This is a genomic window from Evtepia sp. (genome assembly GCF_034090835.1).
GTDB lineage: Bacteria > Bacillota > Clostridia > Oscillospirales > Oscillospiraceae > Evtepia.
Map to the genome: position 1 here is coordinate 1 of NZ_JAXDRS010000035.1, position 16,766 is coordinate 16,766.

Genomic DNA, 16,766 nt, shown 5'->3' on the forward strand with positions numbered 1-16,766 from the left:
TTGCATCTGTTGAACAACGGGAAGAAGCAACTTCACTTTTTCATATTTTCTGGCCATTAAATTACCCCCTGATGTAGTACTTCCATTTTCCTACATCAGGGGGCGTTTTGTCTATTGTCCGTTTTTACTGGTTCAGTTCAATAGGAAGGGGCGTTTCTCGTATTTATGTATTCTCCTGGGCTGCGATCTTCTCCGCCAGGTCGGTGAGATACATCCAGCGCTCCATTTTTTCTTCCAGCTCTGCTTGAAATTTTCCTTGCTCCTCCGTGAGTTCCTGCAGCTTCACGTAGTCGCTGCCACAGGCCGTCATCTCCCCTTCCAAGGATGCCAGCCTCTCTTCCAGGGCGGCAATGTCGTCCTCGATGGTCTCATACTCCCGCTGCTCCTTGAAGGAAAACTTCAGCTTCTTCTGGCGGACCGGACGGGAGGCAGCCGGTTTCTCCTTCTTCTCTGACTTTTCTTCCGCCCGCTCCTCCTGACGGCGCTTTTCCAGATAATCCGAGAAGTTGCCGGTATAGCGGCGGATGACCCCTTCGTCTCCTACCTCGAAAATCTGCTCCGCCATTTTATCCAGGAAGTACCGGTCGTGGGACACCGCGATCACCGCCCCGGGGAAGGTCTCCAGGTATTCTTCCAAAATGGCAAGGGTGGTCACGTCCAGGTCGTTGGTGGGCTCATCCAACAGCAAGATGTTGGGCGCCTCCATGAGCACGGACAGCAAATACAGCCGGCAGCGTTCCCCGCCGCTGAGTTTGCCAATGGGCTGACCCTGAAGCTGGGTGGGGAACAAAAAACGCTCCATCATCTGGGTGGCAGAGAAGTTCCCCTCCCGGGTCTTCACCTCTCCTGCAATCTCGTGGATATAGTCATACACCCGTTGGTCCAAGTCCAGCTCTCTCCCCTCCTGAGAGAAATACCCGATCCGGACGGTCTCGCCCCACTCCACTGCGCCGGAGTCCGGCGACAGCTTCCCGGCGATCAGGTTGAGCAGGGTGGACTTGCCTGCGCCGTTGCGCCCCACAATACCGATGCGGTCATCCCGAGCCACACTATAGGAAAAGTGATGGAGCACTGTTCGCTGACCAAAGGCTTTGGTTACGTCCTGTAATTCCACAGTCTTCCGCCCCAGACGGCTGGACAGGGTGGCCATCTGCACCGACTGGTCCACCTCCGGCCCACTCTGGGCTTTTAAGGCCTCGTATCGGGCGATCCGGTCCTTGTTCTTGGTGCGCCGGGCCTGGGCCCCCCGCATGATCCACTGATACTCCACCCGGAGAATGGACTGCCGTTTCCGCTGGGCCGCCTGCTCCATCTCCTCCTGCTGGGTCTTGAGTTCCAGATACTTGGAGTAATTGGCCTCGTAATGACGGATATGGCAGTGGGACAGCTCCGTGATCCGGTTGGCCACCCGCTCAAGGAAGTACCGGTCATGGGTCACCATAATGAGGCCCCCGGTAAACTTTTGCAGATACCCTTCCAGCCAGAGCACCATATCGCTGTCCAGATGGTTGGTGGGCTCGTCTAAAATCAGAACGTCTGCCGGGTGGAGAAGCACCGCCGCCAGGGCCACTCGCTTTCTCTGGCCGCCGGACAGGGTGCCCACCGGCTGGTCAAAGTCCGTGATCCCCAATCGGGTAAGCATGGCCTTGGCCTCGTATTCCATCAGGCTGCGCACATCTGGAGAAAAGTCTGCAAACACCTGCTCCAGCACGGTAGCCGTCTCCTCCATCCGGGGATTCTGGCTGAGGTGACCCTCTATTTAAATGAGAGAGACAAGATTGGGATCATTGGAATCAACGGGACCGGGAAAAGCAGTTTCCTCCGGGTTTTGGCAGGAGAACAGATACCCGACCAAGGGACCGTCAGTTTGGACCCCAATGTGCAGGTGAGTCACATCGTCCAGCAACTGCTTGAGGCCGAAATTCAGGGATATATGTTCTGCTGATAAGAGCATACGCAACTCTCCTTTTTCTATCCTGTGGTTACATCCGAGCAGCAAGTGCCCTTATAAAAGGAAATACGTGATCACCGGCATGGTCACCGCACAAAGCACGGTACTCAGGAAGTTGACCTTGGAGGCAAACTGATCGTCCTTCCCGAACCGTACGCAGAGGATCGTGATCATAGCCGCGCTGGGGCAGGCAGAAATTACGATGAGAATCTCTTTCACCAATTCCATGCCCGGCGGCAGAAGGAACCCCAACACCAGCCAGGTGAGCACAGGGCACAAAATCAGCCTCACCAAACTCATCCCATAGGCGCGGCCATCCAGCAGGGCCTTCCGGACCGGAACATGGCTCAGGGAAATGCCTACGATGATCATAGACATGGGAACCGTGGCTGCCCCAAGGGTGGAGAGGGTGTCTGCCACCAGGGCCGGAATGGGGATCTGGAACAGGAAAATCACCACCGCAGCAAGGGTTGCAATCATTGGCATAGTAAAGATCTCACGCACCGTCATCCGGCCTCTTTTTCCCTCTCCCCGCAGAAGGGTCGTACCAATGGAATACAGGAGAAGGTTAAAGGGCAGGTTGGTCAGGGAGGCGCAGAAAATCGCATTTTTCCCAAAAAGAGCCTCTACCACAGGAAAGCCGATAAACACGTTGTTCATAAAGAACACCGACAACAGGCCTACGTTTTTATCGTGCCCCTTCATTCGTAAAAGGTGTGCCCCCAGCCATCCCAGCCCCGCACCCAGAAAAAACACCAGGAACACAGACCCCGCTGTGATCAGCAGTTCCAGATTGCTGAGCATCGGCTCCACATTGGCCACAGAGCTGATAATGGTGCACACGATGAACACATTCATCACCAGCCGACTGGCCTTCTGACTGAACGCACTGTCCACCCAGCCCGCCTTGGCGCACCCAAAGCCCACCACCATGAGCAGCACCAGCATGACCATTTTTTCCAAAACCACCAACCAGGTCAACGGTCCATCCTCCTCTCTTTTTCCTGACAAATCCCTCCCCGGAAAACCCGAGGAGGGATTGAACTAACACCTTCGTGCTGCAAAAATGATCGTCAGACCTTGATCTCTGTTCCGGTTCCTTTCAGTGCTTCCGCGTAGCGCTCCAGCACGGGCTGGACACACTGGGCCAGGAAACGGTCCACCTGCTGCGGGCAGCAGCCAATATAGTCCGAGGGATTCAGGTGCTGCATCACTTCTTCCTTGGTCAGGCCAAAGACCGGATCCGCTGCGATCCGCTCCAGCAGATCGTTGGGCTTGCCTTCGTCCTTCACCTGGCTGCCTGCGGCCAGAGAGTGGGTGCGGATCCGCTCGTGGAGCTCCTGGCGGTTGCCGCCCCGCTTTACTGCGTCCATCAAAATATTCTCCGTGGCCATAAAGGGCAGCTCTTCCATGATATGCCGCTGGATCACCTTGGGATGGACCACCAGGTTGGAGGAGACGTTCTCATACAGGTTCAGGATGGAATCCACCGCCAGGAAGGCCTCAGAAACGGCGATGCGCTTATTGGCGGAGTCATCCAGGGTCCGCTCAAACCACTGCAGAGAAGAGGTCATGGCAGGGTTCATGGCGTCGGAAATGACATAGCGGGCCAGGGCGCAGATCCGCTCGCTGCGCATGGGATTGCGCTTATAGGGCATAGCAGAAGACCCCACCTGATGCTTTTCAAAGGGTTCTTCTACTTCCTTCATGTGGCACAGAAGACGCATATCGGTCCCAAACTTATGGGCAGACTGGGCAATGCCGGACAGGGTAGACAGCACCGCTGCGTCCACCTTCCGGGTGTAGGTCTGACCGGACACCGGCTGCACCTTGTCGAAGCCCATCTCCGCAGCGATCTTCCGATCCAGTTCCAGGACCTTCTCCTGGTCGCCGCCAAAGAGCTCCAGGAAGCTGGCCTGGGTGCCGGTGGTCCCCTTGCAGCCCAACAGCTTCAGGTTGTCCAGACGGTACTCCACTTCTTCCAGGTCCATGAGCAGCTCGTTCATCCACAGGGTGGCGCGCTTGCCCACCGTGACCATCTGCGCGGCCTGATAGTGGGTGTAGCCCAGGGTGGGCAGAGCTTTGTATTCCTCCGCAAACTTCGCCAGGGAGGCAAGAATCCGCACCAGCTTGTCCCGGATGAGTTCCAGGCCCTCCCGCATGAGGATAATGTCGGTGTTGTCACCCACATAGCAGCTGGTGGCACCCAGATGAATGATGGGCATTGCGCTGGGGCACAGGGCACCGTAAGCGTGGATATGGGCCATCACGTCATGGCGCAGTTCCTTTTCCTTCTGCTGGGCCAGTTCATAGTCAATGTTATCCTTTTCCCGCTCCATCTCGTCGATCTGACCCTGGGTGATGGGCAGACCCAGTTCCATCTCCGCCCGGGCCAGCGCAATCCAGAGCCGACGCCAAGTGGTAAACTTTTTGTCCGGAGAAAAAATGTACAGCATCTCCCGGCTGGCATAGCGGGAGGCCAGAGGGCTCTCGTAGGTATCCTTCATTGTCTCACAACCTTATCTTTCATTTCTCGGTCGTATTCCTCATGGCAGGAAGAGATGGAGGGATCAGTCCCCTCGCGACCATTTAGTTGGAGTTAATCTTATCATACTCCCTCCCCCTTTGCAAGGTGAGGAGAAGAGAAAAGAAGGAGGGACTCCCCTCCTTCTTTTTTTCACTTCTGCCGCTCCTTCTCCTATATTTTGATATCGTATAGCTTGTATAAACAGTGAGCAGGAAAAAGAAAAAGTCTACAAAATCGCGGTTAGATACAAAAGTAATAGTTGTAACCGCAATCGTAGACTTTTTCGTTGGCCTTACTCTTCTTATCATAGATAAGTACATGTAAGGTAACTTTATAGAGTGTTCTTGGGTGGGAAAGCCACCCACCCATAGAATACTCTATTTCCCGCAAACTGTCAATAAAGAATGATCTTCCTCCTCACCAACTGGGGGAAGATCATTTTTTCTATGTCCAATCTATGCTATATTATACTATGCTATATTGTAATCCAGCAAGAATCATCATAAGGAAGGAACCCGTTATGGAAATTAGAACCGCAACCCTCCGTGATCTGGACATGGCAGCTGCCCTGGAAGCCTCCTGCTTCCCCCCGGCAGAGGCCGCCAGCAAAGCCTCCCTCCGGGCACGGTTGGAAACCTATCCCGACTGTTTCTGGCTGCTGCTGCACCAGGGCAAGCTGGTAAGTATGGTCAACGGTATGGCCACCAGCCAGGCCGACCTGACCGACGAACTATATGACCAGGCCAGCCTCCACCAGCCGGACGGCGACTGGCAGATGATCTTCGGCGTGGATACCGACCCGGCTTACCGCTGCCAGGGCTGCGCCGGTCAGTTGCTGCGTCATGTGATCCAACAGGCCAAGCTGCAAGGGAGAAAGGGCCTGGTCCTCACCTGTAAAGAGGCGCTCCTCCCCTACTATGCCAAGTTCGGCTTTGTCAACGAGGGAATTTCCGCTTCCGTACACGGAAACGTACAATGGTACCAAATGCGGCTGACTTTTTAACCGCCGCAGCCCAGGCAGGAAAACATAAAAGCGCTCACCTTTGGATCGAGACCCAAAGGTGAGCGCTTTTGGTTTTATGTCAGTAGATCATGCGTTTTTCAAGAAGTTTTCCAGGCGGTCCAAGCCTTCCTTGATGTTCTCCATGGAGACGGCGAAGGACCAGCGGACATAGTTGGGGGCACCAAAGCCGGTGCAGGGCACCACGGCTACCAAGCCTTTTTCCAGAAAGACCTTGGCAAAGTCGTCAGAGTCGTGGATCTCCACTCCATACAGGGTCTTGCCCACCAGCTCTTCCAGGTTCATGAGCATATAGAAGGTTGCCTCAGAGCGGACAGCATGCACGCCGGGGATTTTGTTCATGCGCTCATAGAGGTAATCCCGACGGACTTCAAACTCCTTGCGCATGGTTTCAATCTCATCCTGCTCGCCGGCAAAGGCCTCTGCGGCAGCTGCCTGAGAGATGGCGCTGGTGCCGGAAATACAGTGGCTGAGGTAGTTGCTCATCACCTTGATGATGTCCCGGTTGCCTGCGGCGAAGCCGATCCGCCAGCCGGTCATGGCATAGGACTTGGAGACGCCATTGACCAGAATGGTCCGCTCCTTGATCTCTGGGCTCAGAGAGGGGAAGGACACATACTGCTTTCCATCGAAGGTCAGCTTGCCATAGATCTCATCCGAAATCACATAGAGGTCCTCTTCCACGCAGACCTTGGCCAGTTCCTCCATCTGCTCTCTGCTGTACATCATGCCGGTGGGGTTGCTGGGGTTGTTGAAGATGAGGGCCTTGGTCTTGGGGGTGATGGCATCCTTCAGCTGCTGGGCGCTCATCTTGAAGCCCGAGGCCTCGGTGGTGTCCACCACCACAGGCACGCCGCCCACCATCTTGATGATCTCATAGTAGCTCACCCAGTAGGGGGCAGGGAGGATGACCTCATCCCCAGGGTTCACCAGCGTTTTCAGGGTCACATACAGGATGTGCTTAGCGCCGGCGTTGACAATCACCTCTTCCGGCTCATAGGAAACTCCCCAGTCCTCCAGCATCCGCTTGCAGACTGCCTTCCGGACCTCCATGGTGCCGGGGGTGGGGGTGTACTTGGTCTGATCGTTTTCAATCGCACGGATTCCGGCCTGTTTAATATGCTCCGGCGTAGGGAAATCAGGCTCTCCCATGCCAAACCCGATCACGTCGATCCCCTCGGCGCGCATTTTCTTGAACTGGGTGTCGATGGCGATGGTGGTCGACGCCCGAACGGACTGTGCAAGTGCAGACAACTCTTTCATAATACAGGCCTCCCGTATAATAATTATTTCGTCTCTCGGTGAAATATTATAGATACAATCCTGCATATTTGCAATAGCAACGTCTCTAAAAATATATATTCTGACCCTTTTTTATTGGGCACTTTCAAAAAAAGAACAGAGGCACCTGCCTTTTCCGGCAGATCCCTCTGTCCCATTACATAAAAATTCAATCGTTCTTTCGCCGCCGGCGGTCCTGGTTTTTCTGATAGAGATAGTACAGTCCGTCAATGATGAGGTTCTCATCGTAGATGATGTCCCGTTTGCAGTACTTGCGGATGGGGTCGGCATTTCCCCCCGTCATCACCACGGTGGCGGCGGGTTTGGCGGCCTCCTCCATCTTCTCGATCATACTGTCGATCATCCCGGCGTTGCCGTAGATCACCCCGGAGCGCATGGCGTCGATGGTGCTCCGCCCCAGCACAGACGGGGGCTCTTCAATGGAGATATACGGCAGTTCTGCTGCGCGCCCGGAGAGCGCTTCCACTGCGATCCGCACTCCGGGAATAATAATACAGCCTTCGTAAATATTCTTGCCCAGATAGGACATGGTGGTCGCCGTCCCCATATCGATCACGATGATGGGGGCGGGATATTTTTGCAGCGCCGCCACCGAAGAGGCCACAATGTCCGCACCCAGCTGATTATGAATCTCTGCCAGGATGTTCATGCCGGTTTTCATCCCAGGTCCTACGATCATGGCCGTGGTGCCGCTCAGCTGCCGGATGGCGTCAGCGGTGGCCGCCGTCATGGGAGGAACCACGCTGGAGATCACCGCACCGGTCACCGACTGGATCTCTGCGCCGTACAGGCGGAACATATCCAGAAAGTCAATGGCGATCTGGTCGCGGGTCTTATTTTTATCCGTCTTGATCGCCCCTCGAAACACCAGCGATCCTTCCGGCGTATACAAGCCAAACGTCATTGTCGTATTGCCTATGTCCACGGCTAAAATCATGGGTCTCACCTCATTCATATCCTTAATTCGTATCCTAAAATCACTTTTATTTTATTATAGGTGGATACACCAAAAAAATCAATTCCTTTTCCGTGCAACTCACAAAATGATGCAGATGAGGCCCCCCGATCCCTCATTGATGATCTTTTCCAGGGTCTGCTGCATCTTCTGCCGGGCGTCCTCCGGCATGTGCTTGAGCTTGCTGGCCAGATCCTCGTTGATGAGCTCGTGGAAGGACCTGCCGAAAATGTTGGATTGCCAGATCCGCTCCGGCTCCCCTTCAAACTCCTGGAGCAAAAAGCCCAGCATATCCTCCGACTGCTTTTCGCTGCCCACGATGGGTGAAACCTCCGCCTGAATATCCGCCCGAATCATATGGATGCTGGGGGCCCGGGCCCGCAGACGAACGACATACCGCCCACCCTGCTTGATGATCTCCGGTTCCTCCAGTTCCAGTTCCCCAGCCCCGGGGATCACAATGCCATACCCCGTGGCCCGGACCTCTTCCATGGCCGCCGCCACCTTCTCGTACTCCGCCTTCTGTCCCGCCAGCTCTGCCAGAAGGGTCATGAGCTCCCCGTCGTCCCGAATGGGGAAGCCCGTCTGCTGGGACATGGTCTCATAGAACAGGCTGCGGGGCAGCTCCAGCCGGGCCGAGCAGCTGCCGCTCCCCAGCCGCATGGCCGTCACCTGCACCGAGGTCAGCAGCTCGCACTGCCCGATCTCCTCTACCACAGGCCGTACATCCCGAATCCGGTGCAGCCCCCCCATGGCGCCACGGATGGCATCAAAGACCTTCCCCTTGATGGGATGCCCCGGCTCCAGGGCTTCCACCCAGTGGGGCAGAAACAACTGCAGTTCCTCCACCGGGAACTCATAGAGCACCGACCGGATGATCTCCGTCACCGACCGCTGGCTGAGCTCCAGGCAGTTGACCGTCATACAGGTCACGTCATACTTCTCCGCCAGCTCCGCCCGCAATGCCTGGGCCTGGTCCGAATCCGGCCGGGCTGAATTCAGCAGGATCAAGAACGGCTTGCCCAGCTCTTTCAGCTCAGAGATCACCCGCTCCTCTGCTTCCAGGTAGTCTTCCCGGGGGATCTCTGTCACCGTTCCGTCCGTCGTCACCACGATGCCGATGGTGGAGTGCTCTGCAATGACCTTCCGTGTGCCGATCTCCGCTGCCTCTGCCATGGGGATCTCTTCCGGAAACCAGGGAGTATGGACCATCCGGGGCAGATCATCCTCCATCTGTCCCACCGCGCCGGGCACCATGTAGCCCACGCAGTCAATGAGGCGCACAGAGAACGCCCCGCCGCCCTCCATGGCCACCTCCACAGCCTCTTCGGGTACGAATTTGGGCTCCGCTGTCATTACCGTGCGGCCCGACCCGCTCTGAGGCAGTTCATCCCGGGCCCGCTCCCGCCGGTAGGCGTCCTCAATATTGGGGATCACCATGGTCTCCATAAATCGCTTGATGAACGTGGACTTCCCCGTGCGGGCAGGGCCCACTACGCCAATGTAAATATCCCCCGCCGTGCGGGTGGCAATGTCCTGATAGATGCTTGTCAGGGTATTCATACAAACCTCCATGCGCCTTTTTTCGTTCTGTTCCATCAAACAGAGCCTTCCTCTGTCAGCCGCGGTCCTTCCCAGCCAGTCGCTCCGCCGGTCCGCGCCGGCTCGATACTCCATGTGTATGTCTCCCCCGCCGTCAATAGACCCGGTTCTTTGCCGCCACGTTCCGTGTCCTTTCGTCGATTTTGCTAAATCCTTGTCTCTTTACACAGATTTAACAAAAAACATAGGTTAGATTTAACCTTGGTTTCTTATAGTACACTCAATGAGTGTATTTGCAACCCAAAGGAGCGTGAGTTAAACTGAGCGTATCTAACGTGATTTCGCTGCTCAGCGGCGTGGCCCTCTTCCTCTTCGGCATGACTCTCATGGGGGATGGCCTGAAAAAAGTAGCCGGCAATAAACTGGAACTGGTCCTCTACAAACTCTCCGGCAGCCCCATCAAAGGCGTTCTCCTGGGCACCGGCGTCACCGCCATCATCCAGTCCTCTTCTGCCACCTCCGTCATGGTGGTGGGCTTTGTGAACTCCGGTATGATGAAGGTGAATCAGGCCATCGGGATCGTTATGGGCGCCATTCTGGGCACCAGCGTCACCGGGTGGATCATCTGCCTCTCCTCCCTGGAAGGCGGCTCCGGCCTGGTCTCTCTGCTGTCTACCTCTACCATCACCGGCGTTGTGGCCGTGGTGGGTATTCTTCTGCGCATGATCTCCAAAAAACAGAGCCGCATCCATATCGGCGATATCCTCATGGGCTTTGCCGTTTTGATGTTCGGGATGCAGACCATGAGCAGCGCCGTCTCACCCCTTCGGGAGAGCGAATTCTTCCTCGGCCTGTTGACCACCTTCTCCAGCCCTCTGCTGGGTATCCTGGTGGGCCTTCTCTTCACCTGTGTGCTGCAAAGTGCTTCTGCCGCCGTGGGTATTCTGCAGGCCCTGGCAGCCACCGGGGTGATCACCTTCTCCGTGGCCTTCCCCCTTATTATGGGCATCGCCGTTGGCGCCGCCCTGCCTGTTCTCCTCTCCTCTCTGGGGGCCAACATCAACGGAAAGCGCACTGCGTTCGTCTATCTCCTCATTGATGTCCTGGGGGCCGTCATCTGGGGTATTCTCTTCTATGCCGCCAACGCTGTTTTCCACTTCTCCTTTATGGAAACCACCCTGGACATGGTCGGCATTGCCTTCCTGAACACCCTGTTCCGCTTTGCCACCGTTCTGGTCCTCACTCCCTTCATCGGGATGATCGAGCGGCAGATCTGCCGGATCTTCAAGGATACCGAAACCTCCGGCCGGGAACAGGAAGACTTCGCCCGCCTGGAAGCCCGCTTCATCAGCCACCCCACCCTGGCCATCGAGCAGAGCCGGGAGGCCCTGAACAACATGGCCCTGGAGGCCAAGGCCAATCTGGAAGACGCTTTCTTCCTCATCACTGACTACAACGAAAAAAGCTTCCAGCTCATCTCTCAGCGGGAAGATGTGGTGGACCGCTACGAGGACAAGCTGGGCAGCTATCTCATTAAGCTCACCGGCAAGGAGCTCACTGATCAGCAAAACAAAGACGTCACCAAGTTCCTCCACTGCATCGGTGACTTTGAGCGGATCTCTGACCACGCCATGAACATCGCCGAGTGCGCCAAGGAGATCCACGAAAAGAACATTATCTTCTCGGACGCCGCCAAGCAGGAGCTGCATGTGATGTTCCAGGCAGTCAATGAGATCACCTTCAACGCCGTGACCGCCTTTATTTCCGGTGATATGGAACTGGCGTACCACATTGAACCCCTGGAAGAACTCATCGATAACCTCTGCGACGAAATGAAGCTCCACCACGTGGACCGCTTGCAGCGGGGGATCTGCAAACTGGACCAGGGCTTCGTGTTCAACGACCTGCTCACCAACTATGAGCGGGTGGCAGACCACTGCTCCAACATCGCCGTGGCCATGATCGAACTGGAATCCGATTCCTTCGACACCCACGAGTACATCACCAGCCTGAAGGTGCTTCGTTCTCACAGCTTCGACCAATATTACGAAGAATACAGCAAGCGCTTCGCCCTGCCCAACCAGTAATGCAAAAGGAGAAGGTCCTGATGCACTTAGAACGTCTGAAAACCAACCTGGAAGAAGCGGGATTCTCCTTCCGCTTCTTCCCCTCCTCTGCCCAGGCCGCAGATTATCTTGTCCAGCATCTGCACGGGAAAACCATCGGTATGGGAGGCAGCATGACCCTGGAGGCCATGGGGCTCTATCCCCGCCTTTGCGAAACCAACACTGTCTTCTGGCACTGGAAAACCCCCGGGCCTGAAACTCTGGAGCAAGCCGCCCGGGCACAGGTGTATCTCACCAGCCTCAACGCCATCGCCGAGACGGGGGAACTCATCAACATCGACGGGGCCGGCAACCGGATCTCCGCCGCCACAGCCGCCAAAGAGGCTGTCTATTTCATCGTAGGGAAGAACAAAGTGGAGACTACCTTCCACAAGGCCCTCTGGCGGGCCCGAAACATCGCCGCCCCCAAAAACGCCCGGCGTCTGCACCGCAACACCTCCTGCGCCGCCGGTGACTCCCTTCAATGCTACGACTGCAACAGTCCGGAGCGCATTTGCCGGGGCCTCTCCGTATGGTGGCAGCCCCTGCTGCACGTCCCCTTCTGCCAGGTCATTCTGATCGACGAGGATCTTGGCTTTTGACCGCCTTCAACCTTTGTTTCAGGCGCAGATATCACACAGCGCAGGACCCTCCATGTGAGGCGTATTCTGCGTTGTGTTTTTTTACTTTCCTATTCGTGCAGAATATGATATAATAGTGCTTTAAGAAGAGGGGGAACCAGGCAAAGAAGATACCTATCTTCCCGTTCCCTCCAAGGAGGACCTATGACCTACAGCAACTGCCTAAACTATCTGAGCCGGCGGGGTATGCTCCCTTTTTCCCTGGCCCCCTTCTGCGAGATCGATAATCTGATCCTTTCCATCTGCACCTATCTACCTTTTGAGCACATCCTTTCTGACCTCAGCGGGACAGAGCAGCTCTCCTTTTCCAAGGCAGTGAAACAACTTCCCCACTACGAAGATGGGGAAAAGCTGGGCCTTCTCCTGGCAGAGCAGATCCCTCTGCTGGCCCAAAAGGCTGCGGCCAGTCCCCGCTTTGCCCCCCTCCGTCTGGGCTGCTGTGAAAGCATCCTGGACGAGGAGAGCGAGATGCAGTTCGCTGCCCTCACCTATTTTCTTCCTGACGGCACCCTCTTTCTCGCCTTTCGGGGAACCGACGATACCCTGGTCGGCTGGAAAGAGTGCTTCCATATGAGCTTCTCCTCCTCGGTTCCCGCCCAAAAGCAGGCGGAACAGTATCTGGCCCGTGTAGCAGCATCCTTCCCGGGCAAGCTTCGGCTGGGCGGCCACTCCAAAGGAGGAAACCTGGCTGTCTGGGCCGCCATCCACGCTGCCCCGCCGGTGAGAAACCGCATCCTTCATGTATACAGCAACGATGGCCCGGGTTTCTCCCGGGATCTCACCCGCTCTACCGCATACCGTGCGCTGGAGGGAAAAATCTCCACGTTTATCCCTCAGGCTTCCATCGTAGGCATCCTTCTGCACCAGGATCACCACTACCACACCATCAAAAGCCACGAAACCACGGCCATTGGTCAGCATGATCCTTTCTCCTGGGAGGTAAACGGCCCCTCGTTCCGCTATTTGACCCACCGTTCTCCTGCCGGACGACGCTCCGCTGCCGCTCTGCAAGGGTGGATCGCCTCCATGGACCCAAAGGAACGGGAGGAGTTTACGGAGGTCCTGTTTCAGGTGTTGTCCTCCAACCATGCCAAAACCCTCTCTGACCTCTCTGTCTCCTGGGTGGACAGCGCCTTTGCCATGGCAAAGGCATACGGGAACCTGGACCGAGCCACCCGACGGGAAATGCGCGTGTACCTGCGGCGGTTTTTGCACAGCCTTAGCATGGCCAACCGTCCCAGCGCCATCTCTCTCCCCTCCCGCCGTACCATGTCTCGCCGGCGGTGATCCCTATACGCAAAGGAGCCCCTCATGAACCTCATTGAAACCTTCGGTGCGCAAGTCAGCGCACTGTCTGCCTCCAACCCCGCCCGCGCCCGGCGTCTGCTGACCACCGGCTTTCGGGCCAATGGTTGGAAAAACCGTCTGTTCCACGGAAAAACCACCCCTTCCGAGCGGACCCTCTTTCAGCTGGTCAACCAGTCCATGATCACCTGCCTGGCCCGGCCGGAAGACAATGTCATGGTCAGCCTCTTCACCCCCTGTGAACTGCTGCACATCCAGGGTCTGCACCCTTACTCCTGTGAGGGGTTTTCCAGTTATCTCTCCGGGTCGATGGTAGAGCAGGGCTTTCTCCGACAGGCAGAGGAAACGGGGATTCCCAGTTCCCTCTGCTCCTACCACAAGGTATTCATCGGCGCAGCCCAAAAAAATCTCATGCCAAAGCCCCGGTTCATCCTCAGCACCACATTAGCCTGCGACGCCAATATGCTGACCTTCCGCCATCTGGCAGAATTCTATGACGTCCCCCACTTCTCCGTGGATGTCCCCTTTGAGTCCAGCCCCCAGGCTGTGGACTACGTAGCCGGACAACTGCGGCAAATGGGGGAATTCCTCACCAGACAGACCGGGATCCCCGTGGACGAATCCCGTCTGGCCGCGTCTGTGGCCCGCAGCCAGCGCACCCTGGAGAACTACAAAACCTTCCTGACCCAGCGGGCTGGAAAACAGATGCTCAGCGATCTTACCGGTGAGCTCTATCGCACCGCTGCCTTCCACTTTCTCCTGGGTACCGAGGGGACCGAGCGCTACACCCGTCAGCTTCTTCAGGAGGTGACCCAGGCTCCTCCCGCTGCGGGAAAACAGCTGCTCTGGATCCACACCACCCCCTACTGGGTGCTTCCCCTCCGCCAGCTGTTTGCTCAGAATCCCAGAGTCCAGATCGCCGCCTGCGATATGAACTATGAGGGCATTACAGAGGCTGACCCCAACCGCCCCTATGAAGCCATGGCCAAACGGTTGGTCTACTCCTCCTTTAACGGGCCGGCCCAGCGACGGATCGACCGGGCGCTGGAAGTCGCCCGCCAGACCAAGGCAGACGGCGCCATCTGGTTCTGCCACTGGGGATGCAAACACACCCTGGGCGGCGCCCGCCTGGGCAAGAAAACCCTGGAAGAGGCCGGCATCCCCACCCTGATCCTGGACGGGGACAGCTGTGACCGGGGCTTCGGCGGGGAAGGCCAGGCGGCCACCCGGGTGGAAGCCTTTTTGGAAGTACTGGAGGCAATGGCATGACCCCTACTTATTATGTCTGTAAATACACCCCTGTGGAACTTCTCACCGCCCTGGGCGGCCAATGTCTGCTGCTGGATGAAACGCCGGATAACTTCGAGCAGTCCGACCAGATCGCCCACCCCAACCTCTGCGGGTTTGGAAAGTCTGTGATCCAGGCGGTTCTCACCGGGCAAGTGAAGGAGCTTGTATTGGTCAATTGCTGCGACACCATTCGCAGCGCTTACGATATCCTCAAGGATCTGGGCACCCTGGATTTCCTCTACATGCTGGACCTTCTTCACGGCAACGAGGGCTGCTCGGCAGAATACGCTGCCCAACAGCTGGAAGAACTGGCACAGGCTTATGGCGAATACAAAGGGACCTCGTTCCAGAAGGAAAGCTTTTTCCAGGCCTTCGCTCCGCTGCCCATGGAGACCCGGGAGCATATCGCCGTTCTGGGGGCCAAAATGGGAGGCTCCCTCTTCTCTCTGGTTCAGGAGACCATGCCTCTGCCGGTGCAAAATCTCACCTGCTCGGCCAACCGCAGCGTCTCTCTTCCCCAGGAGCAAGAGGATTTCCACGCTTTAATGGTAGCGTATGCCCGGATGCTGCTGGGGCAGATCCCCTGTATGCGCATGACCGACAACACCGGCCGCCGTGCGCTGCTCAACACCCCCGGTCTCTCCGGTGTGATCTATCACACCTTGCAATTCTGCGACTTCTATGGGTTTGAGTACGCCAAGCTTCGGGAATCCCTCCCAGTCCCCCTGCTGAAAATCGAGTCGGACGGGACCACCCAGAGCCGGGAGCAGCTGCGCACCCGGCTGGATGCCTTCGCAGAGGGATTACAGGAACAGAAAGGATGTGGTCCCGTGGAAAAACACGGATACTTCGCCGGAATCGACAGCGGCTCCGCCACCACGGACGTGGTCATTCTGGACGAAAAGAAAACCCTGCTGGCCAAGGTGATCCTCCCCACCGGAGCCGGCGCTTCCAACGGCGCCGCCAAAGCCCTGGACCAGGCCCTTGCCCAGGCAGGTCTTCAAAAAAACGATCTGACCGCAACGGTCACCACCGGGTATGGACGAAGCGTCATTGAAGGGGGCGACAAGTCGGTCACAGAGATCACCTGTCACGCCAAAGGCGCCCACTTCTTAAACCCCCAAATTCGTACCGTGATCGACATTGGGGGACAGGACAGCAAGGTCATCCGTCTGGATGAAACCGGGGCTGTCACCAACTTTGTGATGAACGACAAATGCGCCGCCGGGACCGGACGATTTCTGGAAATGATGGCCCGGACCCTCCAAATTTCTCTGGAAGAGATCGGACAAGTTGGGTTACAATGGAAGGAAGAAATCACCATTTCTTCCATGTGCACGGTCTTTGCCGACTCTGAAGTGGTCTCTCTGGTGGCCCAGAACAAGGCCCTGCCCGACATCGTGCACGGGCTCAACCGCTCGGTGGCCGTCCGGGCTGCCGCCCTGTACCGCCGGGCCAACGGAGAAGGACCCTGTATGATGACAGGCGGCGTCTCCAAAAACCCCGGCGTGGTGGCTGCCATCCAGGAAGCCCTGGGCACACCCCTCTTCGTGCATGAGGATTCCCAGCTCTGCGGCGCTCTGGGCGCTGCCCTCTTCGCCCTGGAGCTGCCCTGAAAGGATTGACAGTTCTTTACAGATTTGCTATCATTACTAACAACGTTAGCTATGTCAGTAAGGGGATGCGTCTGATGTCTGAGAACTATGAATCCATGGCCAGCGAACTATTGCAGGTCAATGAGCGAATGCTGCAAGTGCCCAACAGACAGCAACTCGCAAAGCTCACAAAGGGAGAGTGCTTTGTCCTGAACTACCTCCTGACCCATAATGTCCAGGCCCACCCCGGTGACCTGAGCAAAGGCCTGGCGGTGAGCACCGCCAGGATCGCAGCCCTGCTCAACCGGATGGAAGAGAAGCGTTTGATCTCTCGGCTCCCTGACCCCTGCAACAACCGGCAGGTCATCGTCTCTCTGTCTCCCCACGGGCTGGAGCTCATTCAGGAGATCCGTCGGGAGGTCCTGGCCGCTGCCGCCCAGATGCTGGAGCGCCTTGGCCCCGAGGATGCCAGAGAATACATTCGAATCCAGAAAAAAATCATTTCTAACGTGACCAGCAAATAAGGAGAGCT

14 protein-coding genes are annotated in these 16,766 nt (G+C 56.8%); 8 read left to right on the forward strand and 6 right to left on the reverse strand.

Going from position 1 to position 16,766, the window contains the following annotated elements; genetic code table 11:
- Positions 1 to 163 precede the first annotated feature (163 nt).
- Entirely contained in the window at positions 164 to 1,759 is a 1,596-nt protein-coding gene (locus tag SOR61_RS07055) for an ABC-F family ATP-binding cassette domain-containing protein (RefSeq protein ID WP_407066519.1), read from the reverse strand.
- Between SOR61_RS07055 and SOR61_RS07060 the strand changes: the two genes are divergently transcribed.
- Positions 1,748 to 1,945, forward strand: coding sequence for an ATP-binding cassette domain-containing protein (locus SOR61_RS07060; protein WP_320611964.1), 198 nt, complete (start codon positions 1,748 to 1,750; stop codon positions 1,943 to 1,945). The two genes, SOR61_RS07055 and SOR61_RS07060, sit on opposite strands and share 12 nt — an antisense overlap.
- 60 nt (positions 1,946 to 2,005) lie before the next feature.
- Here SOR61_RS07060 and SOR61_RS07065 read toward each other — a convergent pair whose 3' ends face one another.
- Together SOR61_RS07065 and purB are read right to left on the reverse strand one after the other, a co-directional pair.
- The gene (locus tag SOR61_RS07065; RefSeq protein WP_320611965.1) at positions 2,006 to 2,932 is read right to left on the reverse strand and encodes an AEC family transporter; all 927 of its coding nucleotides are present in this window, start codon (positions 2,930 to 2,932) and stop codon (positions 2,006 to 2,008) included.
- Positions 2,933 to 3,024: 92 nt separating this feature from the next.
- The gene (gene purB / locus SOR61_RS07070; RefSeq protein WP_320611966.1) at positions 3,025 to 4,458 is read right to left on the reverse strand and encodes an adenylosuccinate lyase; all 1,434 of its coding nucleotides are present in this window, start codon (positions 4,456 to 4,458) and stop codon (positions 3,025 to 3,027) included.
- A 540-nt stretch (positions 4,459 to 4,998) separates the two neighbouring features.
- On the opposite strand from purB, the gene SOR61_RS07075 reads away from it, so the two are divergent.
- On the forward strand, positions 4,999 to 5,481 hold the full coding sequence (locus tag SOR61_RS07075; protein WP_320611967.1) for a GNAT family N-acetyltransferase: 483 nt from the start codon (positions 4,999 to 5,001) through the stop codon (positions 5,479 to 5,481).
- An 87-nt stretch (positions 5,482 to 5,568) separates the two neighbouring features.
- On the opposite strand, the gene SOR61_RS07080 is transcribed toward SOR61_RS07075, so the two are convergent.
- From SOR61_RS07080 to spoIVA, 3 genes are all read right to left on the reverse strand, one after another.
- Positions 5,569 to 6,762: a pyridoxal phosphate-dependent aminotransferase gene (locus tag SOR61_RS07080; protein WP_320611968.1), complete on the reverse strand. Its 1,194-nt coding sequence runs from the start codon at positions 6,760 to 6,762 to the stop codon at positions 5,569 to 5,571.
- 187 nt (positions 6,763 to 6,949) lie between these two features.
- The gene (locus tag SOR61_RS07085) at positions 6,950 to 7,756 is read right to left on the reverse strand and encodes a type III pantothenate kinase (RefSeq protein ID WP_320611969.1); all 807 of its coding nucleotides are present in this window, start codon (positions 7,754 to 7,756) and stop codon (positions 6,950 to 6,952) included.
- A gap of 81 nt (positions 7,757 to 7,837) precedes the next feature.
- Positions 7,838 to 9,319, reverse strand: a complete 1,482-nt coding sequence (gene spoIVA, locus SOR61_RS07090) for a stage IV sporulation protein A (protein WP_320611970.1) — start codon at positions 9,317 to 9,319, stop codon at positions 7,838 to 7,840.
- Positions 9,320 to 9,633: 314 nt separating this feature from the next.
- Here spoIVA and SOR61_RS07095 point away from each other — a divergent pair, with 314 nt between their 5' ends.
- The 6 genes from SOR61_RS07095 to SOR61_RS07120 all read left to right on the forward strand — a co-directional run bounded on the left by SOR61_RS07095 (position 9,634) and on the right by SOR61_RS07120 (position 16,758).
- Positions 9,634 to 11,385, forward strand: coding sequence for a Na/Pi cotransporter family protein (locus SOR61_RS07095; protein ID WP_320611971.1), 1,752 nt, complete (start codon positions 9,634 to 9,636; stop codon positions 11,383 to 11,385).
- 20 nt (positions 11,386 to 11,405) lie between these two features.
- Positions 11,406 to 12,005 carry a lactate utilization protein gene (locus SOR61_RS07100; RefSeq protein WP_320611972.1) on the forward strand — a complete coding sequence of 200 codons (600 nt, stop codon included), beginning with the start codon at positions 11,406 to 11,408 and terminating at the stop codon, positions 12,003 to 12,005.
- 183 nt (positions 12,006 to 12,188) lie between these two features.
- Complete coding sequence (locus tag SOR61_RS07105) at positions 12,189 to 13,331, forward strand: Mbeg1-like protein (protein WP_320611973.1); 1,143 nt, start codon at positions 12,189 to 12,191, stop codon at positions 13,329 to 13,331.
- A gap of 24 nt (positions 13,332 to 13,355) precedes the next feature.
- Positions 13,356 to 14,618 carry a 2-hydroxyacyl-CoA dehydratase family protein gene (locus tag SOR61_RS07110; RefSeq protein WP_320611974.1) on the forward strand — a complete coding sequence of 421 codons (1,263 nt, stop codon included), beginning with the start codon at positions 13,356 to 13,358 and terminating at the stop codon, positions 14,616 to 14,618.
- Positions 14,615 to 16,255: an acyl-CoA dehydratase activase gene (locus SOR61_RS07115; protein ID WP_320611975.1), complete on the forward strand. Its 1,641-nt coding sequence runs from the start codon at positions 14,615 to 14,617 to the stop codon at positions 16,253 to 16,255. The genes SOR61_RS07110 and SOR61_RS07115 overlap by 4 nt, the downstream gene beginning before the upstream one ends.
- Positions 16,256 to 16,329: 74 nt before the next feature.
- A complete protein-coding gene (locus SOR61_RS07120; RefSeq protein ID WP_320611976.1) occupies positions 16,330 to 16,758 on the forward strand; it encodes a MarR family transcriptional regulator in 429 nt (142 codons plus the stop codon).
- The last annotated feature ends 8 nt before the right edge of the window (positions 16,759 to 16,766 follow it).